Source organism: Flavobacterium macrobrachii, assembly GCF_014486675.1.
In the GTDB taxonomy this organism is placed as follows: Bacteria; Bacteroidota; Bacteroidia; order Flavobacteriales; family Flavobacteriaceae; genus Flavobacterium; species Flavobacterium macrobrachii.
The window spans coordinates 16108-28590 of sequence record NZ_JACTAC010000045.1; the positions used below are offsets into that span (position 1 = coordinate 16108).

General features: G+C 30.8%; 12 protein-coding genes. All 12 read right to left on the reverse strand.

What is annotated here, in order from left to right; all coding sequences use genetic code 11:
* Positions 1–9: 9 nt before the first annotated feature.
* Complete coding sequence (locus IAI56_RS10545) at positions 10–816, reverse strand: hypothetical protein (RefSeq protein WP_187657838.1); 807 nt, start codon at positions 814–816, stop codon at positions 10–12.
* Positions 816–1919: a hypothetical protein gene (locus tag IAI56_RS10550; RefSeq protein WP_187657839.1), complete on the reverse strand. Its 1104-nt coding sequence runs from the start codon at positions 1917–1919 to the stop codon at positions 816–818. The genes IAI56_RS10545 and IAI56_RS10550 overlap by 1 nt, the downstream gene beginning before the upstream one ends.
* Complete coding sequence (locus IAI56_RS10555; protein WP_187657840.1) at positions 1909–4239, reverse strand: sensor histidine kinase; 2331 nt, start codon at positions 4237–4239, stop codon at positions 1909–1911. Before IAI56_RS10555 ends, IAI56_RS10550 begins: the two co-directional genes overlap by 11 nt.
* Before the next feature lie 3 nt (positions 4240–4242).
* Complete coding sequence (locus IAI56_RS10560; protein ID WP_187657841.1) at positions 4243–5604, reverse strand: nucleotidyl transferase AbiEii/AbiGii toxin family protein; 1362 nt, start codon at positions 5602–5604, stop codon at positions 4243–4245.
* On the reverse strand, positions 5597–6328 hold the full coding sequence (locus IAI56_RS10565) for a DUF6577 family protein (RefSeq protein WP_187657842.1): 732 nt from the start codon (positions 6326–6328) through the stop codon (positions 5597–5599). The genes IAI56_RS10560 and IAI56_RS10565 overlap by 8 nt, the downstream gene beginning before the upstream one ends.
* A gap of 195 nt (positions 6329–6523) precedes the next feature.
* Positions 6524–7144, reverse strand: coding sequence for a hypothetical protein (locus tag IAI56_RS10570; RefSeq protein ID WP_187657843.1), 621 nt, complete (start codon positions 7142–7144; stop codon positions 6524–6526).
* Positions 7145–7228: 84 nt separating this feature from the next.
* Complete coding sequence (locus IAI56_RS10575) at positions 7229–7894, reverse strand: P-loop NTPase family protein (protein ID WP_187657844.1); 666 nt, start codon at positions 7892–7894, stop codon at positions 7229–7231.
* On the reverse strand, positions 7824–8651 hold the full coding sequence (locus tag IAI56_RS10580) for a transcriptional regulator (RefSeq protein ID WP_187657845.1): 828 nt from the start codon (positions 8649–8651) through the stop codon (positions 7824–7826). The genes IAI56_RS10575 and IAI56_RS10580 overlap by 71 nt, the downstream gene beginning before the upstream one ends.
* Before the next feature lie 11 nt (positions 8652–8662).
* Positions 8663–8950, reverse strand: coding sequence for a helix-turn-helix domain-containing protein (locus tag IAI56_RS10585; RefSeq protein ID WP_187657846.1), 288 nt, complete (start codon positions 8948–8950; stop codon positions 8663–8665).
* A gap of 113 nt (positions 8951–9063) precedes the next feature.
* The gene (locus IAI56_RS10590) at positions 9064–9912 is read right to left on the reverse strand and encodes an RteC domain-containing protein (RefSeq protein WP_187657847.1); all 849 of its coding nucleotides are present in this window, start codon (positions 9910–9912) and stop codon (positions 9064–9066) included.
* A gap of 62 nt (positions 9913–9974) precedes the next feature.
* Entirely contained in the window at positions 9975–11522 is a 1548-nt protein-coding gene (nadB, locus tag IAI56_RS10595) for an L-aspartate oxidase (protein ID WP_187657848.1), read from the reverse strand.
* 2 nt (positions 11523–11524) lie between these two features.
* A complete protein-coding gene (nadA, locus tag IAI56_RS10600; protein ID WP_112112152.1) occupies positions 11525–12451 on the reverse strand; it encodes a quinolinate synthase NadA in 927 nt (308 codons plus the stop codon).
* Positions 12452–12483: the final 32 nt, after the last annotated feature.

Genomic DNA, 12483 nt, shown 5'->3' on the forward strand with positions numbered 1-12483 from the left:
TTTTAACGTTTAGGAATTATATAATTGTGGACATATCATTGTAGGACACCAAAAATTATTAATATTTATGTCCGCAGCTGAATAATTCCATTGACTTGCATGTGTATGTATATAAGGTTTTAAAAACAATTCTTGATATTCCTCTATTAAATTTATATATTCATTGTTTTCAGATTTTATTTTTCTCCAAGTTTTTGGAAAAAAATTAGAGAGCATAAAATCTATACCTAGAATAGCTTCCATCGGATAATGTCCTATTCTAGGACTATCAAAAACTAACAAACTCCCTGTTTCAAATAATTCTCCATTAGATGCTAGCTTTCTACCACCAAATTGAAAATGGTAAATTGGATGAGGAAATTCTGCTTCTTCATCTCCTTCTACTATAATATGCTTATCTAAATGATATGATGTAAGTAATTGGGAATTTCCTTCTTCACTAAACTTAGTTCCTTCAATAACTATATTAAATTCTAACCACTCAAATGGGTCTTGAAGACTGTATAAATTATTACTATTACCAACTATTTTAATATCAAGAATGAGTTTTAAATCTTTGCAATTATTTGGTAGTGTATGACGTGGTACACTATCAAAGTTAAAAATAAGACGTCCTAAATTATATCCCCAAAAGTTGCTATTTGATTCTTTATAGGGTACTTGAGGAATTAAATCTTTATTATTAAGTTCAGTTATTGCACTTTCAAAAGACCCTATTTCTGCTGTTGGAAAATATGTGTAAAGAACAGAAGTTAGCTTTCTCAAGTCAGAGGCTATTTTTCTTCTATACTTCATTGTGTTATTTGAAACTGCCATTATTTATAAACTTGTTTAATGTCTTCTAATCTTTCCTTTTCTGCTGGGTGTATAAATAGGCCAAGTTCTTTAGCATCTCTCTCAAGGATTGAATGTAAAGAAAGGTATCTTTTGTCTTGCCAGGGATGCATTAGATTGCCATCCAATAAAAAACCATCTTTTGGGTCTAATGGCAATTTATATGCTTGACATACAGTCCAAAACTTAGTACTAGTAGTTTTATGTATTTGTTGAGCTTGAACTAAATTGTCAAGCTTAAATTTTTCTTTCAATAAGTTAACTCTATCTAAAGCTGTTAATTGAATAAGAGGTTTAGGGAAATTTGAATTCCACCAATTTAATATATCATGTGACCACCATCTATTAAATGAATCTTTAAATATGCCAGAATATTTATAGTCATTTAAATTTTCAATTAAAGACAACCAGTCGCTTGATTCATTGAAATTGATTCCTAGTCTCGCTGCTAAAATGGTTTCATCAATTAAAACTCCTGATTTAGAAATTATTTCGTTAAAAATATATTGCGAAATTTCAGAAATAGATGTACCGTCTCCTAATAGAAATTTAGTAGTAAAAACTTTATTTGGAATTTCGCTATCAGCAGACAATCCCAATAAAGTATTAAAATTTGTTTTATTTTCTTGAATAGCTTTATATGCGTGTGTTATAGAGGTAATCAATAATTCATATTCTTTTCCTTTTTGCGCAATGCTAGTCTTATAAAAAGTATAGTCAAATAAATCATGGCTTGAAGTATCTGAATCGTAATATTTTTTTAAATTATTAGTACTAGATATCAAGAAAATTGGAAATTCATTTTCAAAACCATTTTCTGCGAAACATTTAGTTCTAATTCCTGTTGCGAGACTTGGTGCTGTATATGTTGCTGTTCTATTTCCTTGTTGATTACCATCAAGTTTTAAATCAAGAATCAATGCATCAATGTCTTTTTGTTCAGCAATTAATTCATTAATTAACTCTTCAAATTTTGTTGGCAGTTTTATAGCTATCTCTATTAAATTCTGACTTGACAAGCCATCAGCAAAAGCTTGACTGTTTTGAGATGTTTCATCATCGATGTATAATACTTTATATTTCATATTCTTCAATTTCTTCTTTTGTTGCAATTGGAATTATTATTCTAAAATTGGTTTTAAATCCATCTGGTGCATTTTCTAATGAAATTTCACCATTATAACTTTCAATAATATCTTTAACAATTTTAAGACCTAGACCTGTACCAGTTAAATCATCAGTAGATGAAGATTTATGTCCTTTTGGGCTAGATGTTGTGAAAAAAGCATTAAAAATTTTATCTCTATTTTCTAATGGAATACCATCTCCATTATCTATAAATTCAACAAAAATATTCCCATTCTCTTTTCCTGCTTTTATTAATATCTTACCATTTGATATGTTTGCTCTTTTAATTGCTTTTTTAGAATTGCTATATAAATTGAATAGTATTGATGCCCATTCTGATGTGTGCATCTTGCAAGTAAATAATTCGTATCCTTCAATGTCAAGCTCTAAATTAATATTACATCTTTCAGTATCAGGACTAATTGTTTTTACAAAAGGCTTTATAACATCTCTAATTTCTATAGGTCTCAATTCTTGATTGACATTTTGTGAAATTGTTTCATCAAAGTAAGAAGTATAAACTTGAAAAGAATCAAAAGTGCTCTTTAATCTTATCGCCCTTCTGTATTCTTCTTGTGATTTGTCTATATTATCAATGATATATTGAATATCAATATCAAAAGCTCCTAAATAATTTGTTATTTCATGGGTGAATTCGCCTATAATTAGACCAAGACCAGCAAGAACCCTAATCATATTGAGTTCATCAATACTTTCAATAGCTTGTCTTAATTGTTGTGCTTTTTCTCTAAACTCTTCTGCTCTCTCTTTTCCTTTAGAATGCTCTTTATTTTTATCATTACTTTCATTTTTATTAGATTCTTTATAAGATTTTTCATTTTCTAAAGCTTCTAATTCATCTGCAATTTTATCCAATTCGTCTGCAGTATCTAATATTGTGTCTTTTGGATTTCGAGAATACTGTTTATCCCAATCCTTTTGATCTGTGGTCACCTTTATCCCTCTACTAGAAGCAATTCTAGTTACAGCCGAACTAATTACTTTATAAGCAAAATTGGTAAGCTCATCATATGCATCATTTCTAAATAGTCCTTCTCTACTAGATAATTCATCAAAATTATTGTTTTGACCTCCAATTTCGACAAATCCAAAAAAATTATTATTACCATGTACAGCAAGTATTTTTCTTTTCCTTACTGACTCATCTAAACCAAGCCAATCATTCTGAGGTTCTCCATATGGTAATACTCTAAATCCATTTCTATAAAGTCTAATTCCTCCAAATTCATCTGATATACTTCTAATATAACTTTCACTTTGTTTAGGTATTAAACCAACATTAAATATATAATAATAGGCTTTGAGTTTTACATCTTTTAAATATTCGTATTTCAAATCAGGAATTTTATCATCTTTACTAAAATATTGATGACTTAAGGTATTTACATTTGGTAAATGACTATTTTTAATATCCCAATATCCTTTACCATTTTCATCAATATGTCCTTCAATTTCTGCAACAGCATGTTTAAAAAACATTGATTGTTGATCTGCAATTTCAAAACCATCTTTTAAACAAGTTATCTCAAAACCAGGATCTTTAATTTCATCGCTTTCTTGAGTAACTATTTCAGCTAATGGGAAAGGTTGTAAAATATCAATTGCATATCTATATACTCTTTTTATCATTGAATCTGACCACCATTCACGAAGTTCTTCAATAATTAATGACGTGCCTTTATCTTTCGTTTTAGGAACTTCTTGTATTTTATTAGTTATAAATATTAAGTCGCCATCTCTTTTATATTTTTCCCAATCTACAATCACCTTGAGTGCAAAGTCAGAATTTTCCGTTTGGGTTATAATTGTTAATTTATTACCCAATCGTTGAGTTGAGAATCTTCCAATTCCTTTTTTACCAGCTCTTTTTCTTTTATAAATTGGAGATTCAGGTTCATGAATTTTTGACGTAGAAGATATCTTCATAAAACCATTAACTAATTGGTCTCTCGTCATGCCATTCCCATTGTCATCAATTATTAAAGTACCTCCAATAGAATTAACATTCAAGAAATTTAGTGAAGCTGATTTTGCATCTGCATCATAAGAATTCTTAATTAATTCAGATACTGCGGTCTCATGTCTAGCTACCAACTCTGTACCGAGTCTATCAATAACACTTGCATCAACACTAAAGCGAACATTTTCGTTATCAAAACTTGACAATTTTGAGGATAATTCCAGTATTTTACTGTAATTGGTAGGGTCATCAACTAAAATTTTTGATAACTCATTTCTTATGCTTTTTTCGTCCATGATTTATATTTTCATTAGCTCTTTTCTTAACTGATATAATGGTTCTAAAATCTGTTGTTTAAGATTTATAGCTTGTTCTTGAGACAAAGATTTATAACCTTCATACTTATTCATATATTCAATATTTTCATTTATTACTTTTAACAATAAATCAATTTCTTCTTTTGTGAAATTATTTGACACTGAATATTCACTATCTATTTTTTTAATTACTTTTAGCAAAGGATCTCCTCCAGAAAAGCTTCCTTCTCTTGCTCTAAAGTACCTAATTGCTTCTTTTAGACTGTTTTTGTGCTCCTTTGAAAAAATAACAACATCCTCAAAAAACAATGATGCTTTATACCAATAGTAAAAAGCTTCTGGATTATTCTTTTTTAATTTGTTTAGTTTGTTGTATTCTTGGTCTTCAATTATCCAATCTTTTATTTCCAATGGGTTTTTAAACCTTTCGATTTTTATTGTTTTTTCGGATTGTATTAGCTTGGTTAGGTAAGCTACTTTTGCCGCTGCGGTTATTGCTTCATCAATGCTAAATCTGTCAATTGTGAAGTTGGTAAAATTTCGAATACCTAGTTGTAAATGATTAAACTCTTCTGATTTTATATCTCTTTCTGCTAGTGTATAACACGCTTTCCACGTGTCTTCTAACACTTCATTTGCTGTTATGTCTAATTTTCGGAAACCGATTTCTTCTTTAACCACTTTGCTGTAGCTGCTTCTTACAATCTCTAAATTGGTTATATTATCGAATAGGAATGCGATGTCGTATAGTTGTTTTATGATTTCTACCGGGCGGTTTTTGCTGTATAGGATTCCGGTTGTTTTGGGGGCAAATGCAGTTAATTTATCGCCTAGAATAGCATCAAAAGTTGGCATATTGATTAATGATTCCTCCTCCGAAGTAGATAACCAAGGATGCATTAATTTTACCTCTTGATTTTCAGGATAAGGATTTGGAGTGTAAAGAAGGTCTAGTAATATAGGTTCTATATTTCCATCTACAACGCTTTTGTAATATGCTTTAAAATGTCCTATTGGTGCATCGGGTGTATGCTTACGATTGTTGTCGTCTTCCCAACTCAAAAATATTTTTTCGTCTACTGTTTTTTGGAGTACTGCTATTATTTCTTTTTCGGAATGTTCGGTTATTATGTCGATGTCGATTGAGAATCGTTTTGGTTTTTCTGTAGCCAATAATAAAGCTGTTCCGCCTTTGAATGTGAAATTTAATCCGTTTATTTTTAATTGTTCCAATAGTGTAAGTGCCCAAACTACTTTTTCGATTAATTTAGGGTCGATGCGTCTTCCTAACTTATTTTTTAAGTTAAAAATCCAATCAATAGTATGGGTTTCGCTGTTAATCATTGGCCCAGATTTTATTTATTATTTTTTCTAATTCCGTTTCTCTGTTTCTTCGGATGGCATACCGTTTCATTTTTGCGGTGTTTATCGCGTATTTTTTGAAAGCGGATTGGTATATAAATTCGATTTCACCTTGTTGGGCTGCAAAAAGTTCTTTGTCAATAATGATATCCACCAGTAACTTCTCTAGTGTAGGTATTGTAGTTTTATTGTTTTTTGTTGTTGGAGCTTCTGTCACTAAATTTTTAACTATGGTAACTTCCTCCGAATTTGAACTTATATAACGTTCCAAAATTTCTTCATTGGGATTGAAATAGACGTTTTTATTCCATTCACTAATTGCATTAAATATTTGTTCTTCAGCTTCCTTTTCAACTTCTATGATAGTGTAATTTTTGAATGGTTGGTGTCGCATTAAGTCGTTTAGCCATTTGGTATTCCATACACACACATCAATAAATGGAAATTCCTTGTGTATTTTATTATATATTTTTTTTAGGTTTTGGTTTATTTCTGGATTAAAGATTTGCTTGTCGGTAATGGAATATACTCCTCTTTCCGGATTATTAATTATACCCGCTTTTTTTAGTTTTGATAGATAAACAGTAATTGTACCTTCCGAAAGTTCCGGAAAGTCTTCTTTGATTAAGTTACCAAGCTTTTCTCTAGAAATTTGGTTTAAAGATTTGAAGTAACTCTGAATTGTATTTTCTATCGTTTTTGTCACTTTGTTTTTAAATTTTGTGAAAGATACTACATTTTATTTAAAAAATTAAGTTTTGGCAGTAAAATAGTTTTATTGCCGAAAGTTAATTTATTTTTTTGTCCCAAATTTGGTAAATAATTGGGACACGTTTGTGCCGTATTTTGCGAATGATGCATTTGTTAAGTTTTGGCAGTAAATTGGATTTATTGCCGAAACTTAATTGTCCATTTCAATGTCGATATAAGATTTTAAATTATACAATTCAATTTGGTTTTCATTGTCTCCTTCCCATTGTCCAATCTCAATAAAAGCAATATCATTGGCAAATGATTTTTCTCCAATTAGATGTTCAATATGAACGTAAACTGCTTCGCGAAGTCTTGAGTTTTCTTTATGGATAATGTAGTTTTTGAGTAACACTTTTATACCTAAATCGGTTGGTTTGTTTGGGTTTTCTAATGGGATGAAATACATTTCGCTTATTCGCAAAGTGATGCCGTAATATTCTAGTGGTTTGTCGGTGCCAATTTCGTATTTGGTTAGGTTGGTTTCGGGTTGGAGGAATGCAGTTATTTTCCAACGTTCTACAATTGGTGCATGATGGACTAGTAATTCTACTTCTTTGAAGAGGTAAGGATTTCCGTTTGCGGTGATAATTAATTCACCTCCTTTTGTTTTGTTTTTGATGATGATATCCAGGTCTTGGTTGTATTGATGGAGCATTTCGATAAGTTTATCGAAATGGATTTTTAGTTCGTCTTTTGGGATTTCGTTTAGGAGTAGGAAAACGAAGTTGTTTTGTTGGAAGTAGTTCCAAAAGTTGTTTATTTGGTTCATTTGGTTATTCGTTTATTTGAAAGGTTCTCGATACATTTCTATAAAATAGCTAGTCACAATTTTATAGAAACACTCGAACTGACGTTAGCGTTTATCTGGTGTTGATTTATCGTATGCTATCAAATTGACCATTTCCCTTAATCTTGAGCAAACTCGGTTGCCATAATTTTTTTCAATTTCTGTGGCTGATAGGTTTGTGGTTATGTGGGTTTTTAGTTTTTTTGAGATGAATAGATCATATCTGCTTAATAGGATTTCCGCCATTACATTGCATTCGTTTCCGAAGTATTTTAAGTTGTTTTCTGTTCCTAAATCGTCAAAGCAATAGGTTCTTGGTTCTGATTGATATAGTTTGCCGATGCTGTATTTGTGGATTATTTGGTAGCCGTCCTGGATAAATTCAAAGCTTATGTCTCGACACGGTTTTACGAAAAATTTATGTTCTGTTGCTGTTAGGTATTTCATTAAGTTCATCAATGATGTTTTTCCGCAGCCGATTGGTCCGGTTAATAGAATTCCCTTGTTGAGGTTTATACCGTATTGAAAACATGTTGGTTCGTCTTTTAAGAAATACGCAATTAGCTTGTAAACTATTGAATAATCGGTTTCAATGATTTTGAAATGATTGCCGTATAGTTCAACTCCTTTGTTTTCTAACCAAATGATAACCTCATCATAGCTATAATGGCTCTGAATAGTCTTTGTCGGTTGTTGTGTTGAGTTGTTTTGCTCTGTTGGGTTGTTCTGCATTTGAAATAAATTTTGGTGCGTTAATCATCCAATTTTGTGCTGCTGCTTGCCAATCGACCATTGGTATTTTGCCTCCGACTAACCAACCAACACTTTTGAAATAGTTGAAGAATTTTTGAGCTTCTTGTTCCGGAAAGTTATTTTCTTGGAAATAGGTTTTAACTTCTTCGATTAACGGATGTAACTTTTCTTCTTTTTTCGCGGAACTTTTTTCTTCTTTTGAATTTTCATTTTCTAAATTGGAATTATTTATTTCTTCAAAATTTTTTGTGAGCTTTTCCAAGTTTGAAACGTTTTTATCGTTTAAAATGTTTGTATTGTTTATATAGTTTATAGAAGGTACTACTGCTTGTTCAGTACCTGTCTCACTACTAGTACAAGACTTGTTCAAAGCTTGTTCAGATACAAGTTCATTAAGTGGTTCATTTTTTGGTTTTCTTTCGGATTTTGGCAGCGGTTTTAAATCTTCTGAAAAGTTGAATAAAATGACATGACTACCTTTGAATGGATTGTATGATGGTTCGTAGTTGATATAACCTAAACTATGCAAGTTCTTCAGACATTTATGATAGGTTGCTTTGGAGCTGATTTTGCTTATTCGCATTACCTCATCTCGATTGATACTGATAGGATTTTTGAAGCGGTTACAGTTCCAAAATTGGAATAAGGCAATGTATAAGCTAACATGTGTTGGATTTAATGTTTTATCAATGGCTACTTTTTCGAAGAAACCAGTTAGGTGCTTGATATAATTCATAATTGCAAAAATTATTTGAACAGAGTAGGTAAGGCATTTACCTTATTTCCATTTAATAGCTTATCAATATCTGAATTGTCATAATACATGATGCCGCCAACTTTGGTGTAGGTAAGTGTGCCGTTGATGCGGAGATTTTGTAAAGTCCCTGGAGAAATGTTTAACAGCTTACGGACTTCATTGGATTTGAGCCACTGTTTTGTTTGCTGCGGTTTGGATTGAATGATTTCTTTTAAATCGTTCAAAAGAAGACTTCTGAATTCGTTTAAGTCTTCGCGAGTAATAACTTCGATTGCCATAACGTATGTTTTAGATTGTTATGGTACAAAATTGTAGTATTTGAATAGTTTTAAATCACAAGTCAATCACAAGTTGTGATTGATTTTTATCCAAAGTGTTGTATTTATTGGTCTTAAAGTAAGTCGTCTGTGTTTTCCATACGTTTAACCAATTTTTCTTTTAATGAGTTTAGGAATTTTGTTTGGTCTGATTTTCGCATTCTAATTTCAAGGAAAGCTCTGTGGTATTGCCCTAAATCGATGTTGAATATGTTTTCAAAATACTCCGCAATATCTTTCAAATCTGATGATCCATTGTTGAACACACCTTCGGTATGCAAAGCATACAAAAGCTCTATTAATGCGACCTTAGAGCCCGTCCAATTTTGTTTTATCTTGGGATTGACTTGTGATTTCTCTTTTGGTTCTCTATTTTCCATAATCAATAGCTTATCTTCCAAATACACTTGAATTAAATCATGTGCCATAATTTTAGCCACTTTAAAATCATGAGAAGTAGAAAACGAATGGTCTGCCTCAAAATAGAAGCTGTCTAAAGCCATTTTAATATCAACTTTTCCTCTAGTGAAATATTTGATATCTAAATAATTACTACCTGTACGATAGTATCGATAAAAGTCTAAATTGCTATCAAAATAACGTTTTAGTTTGTCTAACTCATTGTTTAGATATTTTTTTAAAATACGTTCGCCACCATGGGGTTTTTTGGTTTCAATTTTGAAAATTGCATTGTAATATATCAGTTTTGAAGTAAACTTAGGTTTGATGTTTTTAAAGAAATCAATTTCTATTTCTTGTGATTTATTTTTCTCTTTTTCGAAAATTATCTTTAATTTTTCGATTGAATTTACAATTATATTAATTGCACTTTCACTTCTTTGAATGGGATTATCTATTTCTAAATCTGCAAAATTTAATTGTTCGTTTAATTTACAAAATAATTGTAATGCTCTGCTTTTCAAAATACTATATTTAAAAATCTAAATATTGATGAAACTTAAATTTCAATATTATCTTAGTAAGATTAGTTAGAATTGGTGGGATATAAAATGACATCTTTTACAAATGTTCCTCTATTTTCTTTTCGTTTAATAGATGCTCTTACAATTAAAAGAGCCACTTCTATCATATTTCTAAGTTCATAAAACTCTTTAGTAATTTTATATTCTTTTTGAATTCTGATGCATTCATAGCTCCAAGTTACAAGTTGCCTTTTTGCCTCTATCAAATCCGAATCATCTCGTACAATCCCAACTTTCTTTTGCATCAAAATTTGGAGTTCATTTTTCATTTTTATCACTAGCTGTTGATTTGCGTTTTCGGAGTTACAATTTTCCCAACTTTGAAAAAGCTTACTCTCTCTCAGTTCTACATGGTTTAAACTTGCTAATAAATTGTAAATTCTATCTGAATATACTAATGCCTCTAAGAGAGAGTTAGAAGCCAATCTATTTGCTCCGTGCAAACCTGTTCGAGAACATTCTCCACAGGCTAATAAATTGTTTATTGAAGTTTGTCCGTTTTTATTTACCGAGATACCGCCACACAAATAATGTTGAGCTGGAATAACAGGAATCCAATCTTTTTCAATAGCTATTCCAATTGCTTTACAACTACTGTATATCATCGGAAAATGATTGATGAATAAATCCATATTCAAATGAGTACAATCCAAAAAAACACATGCATCACCCGATTTTTTCAACTCTTTTTCAATACTTTGTGATACAATATCTCTAGATGCTAAATCACCTCTTTTGTCGTATTTCATCATGAAACGCTCACCATTTTTAGTTCGCAAATATCCTCCAAAACCTCTTACGGCTTCAGAGATTAAGAATGTTGATGAAAAAGTTTTATTATATAAAGCAGTGGGATGAAATTGAATGAATTCCATTTCCTCTATAGTAGCATTAACCCTATTTGCCATAGCTATTCCATCACCAGTTGCAATTGACGAGTTAGTCGTATGTCCATAAACTTGACCTATTCCACCAGTAGCTAACAAAGTAAATTCTGCTTGAAAAATTGAAATTTTGTTAGTTCTTTCATTTAAAACATAAGCACCATAGCAATAATTATTTTCTGTTATTAATTCAAGTGCAAAATGAAAATCAAAAATCTCAATGTTGTTTTTCGTATGAACTTGTTTTAAAATAGCTCGCTCAATTTCGTATCCAGTTTGATCTTTATGATGAACAATTCTATTTTTAGAGTGCCCTCCTTCTCTCCCTAAATCTAAAGTACCCTCTTCGTTTTGATCAAATCTTGTTCCCCAATCAATTAACTCTTTTAATCGCTTTGGACCATCAGTAATGACCATAGAAACTATATCTTTATCACACAAGCCATCTCCACACACTAAGGTATCATCTATGTGCTTTTCAAAATTGTCATCTAACTTATTTTGAACAATGGCAATGCCACCTTGTGCATATTTAGTATTTGATTCATCTTCACTAGATTTGGTGACAATTGTAATCTTTTTGTTTGGAAACTTAGTAGCAATTTTAATAGCAAAAGTCAAACCAGCAACTCCAGAACCTATTATTAAATAATCAGTTTGTATCATTTTTAGGATAATTTAAGCATCCGTTGTATTGGAATCAGTGCTTTCATTCTGACATCTTCAGGAATGGTAATTTCAGGAACTTCATTAAGCAAACAGTCATATACTTTTTGTAAAGTATTCATCTTCATAAAACCACATTCGCTACAAGCACAAGTATTATCTTCTTGAGAAGGTGCAGGAATCAAAACTTTATTCGGAACTTCTTGTTGCATTTTATATAAAATTCCCGCTTCAGTAGCAACAATAAATTTATCACTCGGAGAAGACTTTACATAATTAATCATTCCCGAAGTTGAACCTACATAGCTCGCCGTTTCAAGAATATGAGTTTCAGATTCAGGATGAGCTATTATTTTTGCATCAGGATTTTTTTTATGAAGTTCAATTAATTTATCTAATGAAAAAGCTTCATGAACCACACAAGATCCATCCCAAAGTAGCATTTTTCTTCCTGTTTTCTGAATAATATACTTACCTAGATTTTTATCAGGTGCAAAAATAATTGGGATATTTTTAGGGATTGATTCTACAATTTTTAATGCATTAGAAGAAGTACAGACTAAATCACTTAGAGATTTTATTTCTGCTGAACAATTCACATAGGTAATAACAGTATGATTTGGATGAGATTCAATAAATTCTTTGAAAAGATGTGGTGGGCATGAAGCAGCCAAAGAACAACCAGCTTCTAAATCAGGAAGAATAACTTTTTTAGTCGGATTTAAAATTTTAGCAGTTTCTGCCATAAAATGAACACCTGCAAAAAGAATAATATCAGCTTCAACTTTGGTAGCCTCTTGTGACAAACCCAAACTATCACCAACATAATCAGCTATTTCTTGAATTTCAGGTTCTTGATAATAATGCGCTAAAATAACCGCATTTTTTTGCTTTTTTAAAGTTATAATTTTTTGTTTTAAATTTTTCACACAAATACAAAAACTTTGAAATTATATAAATA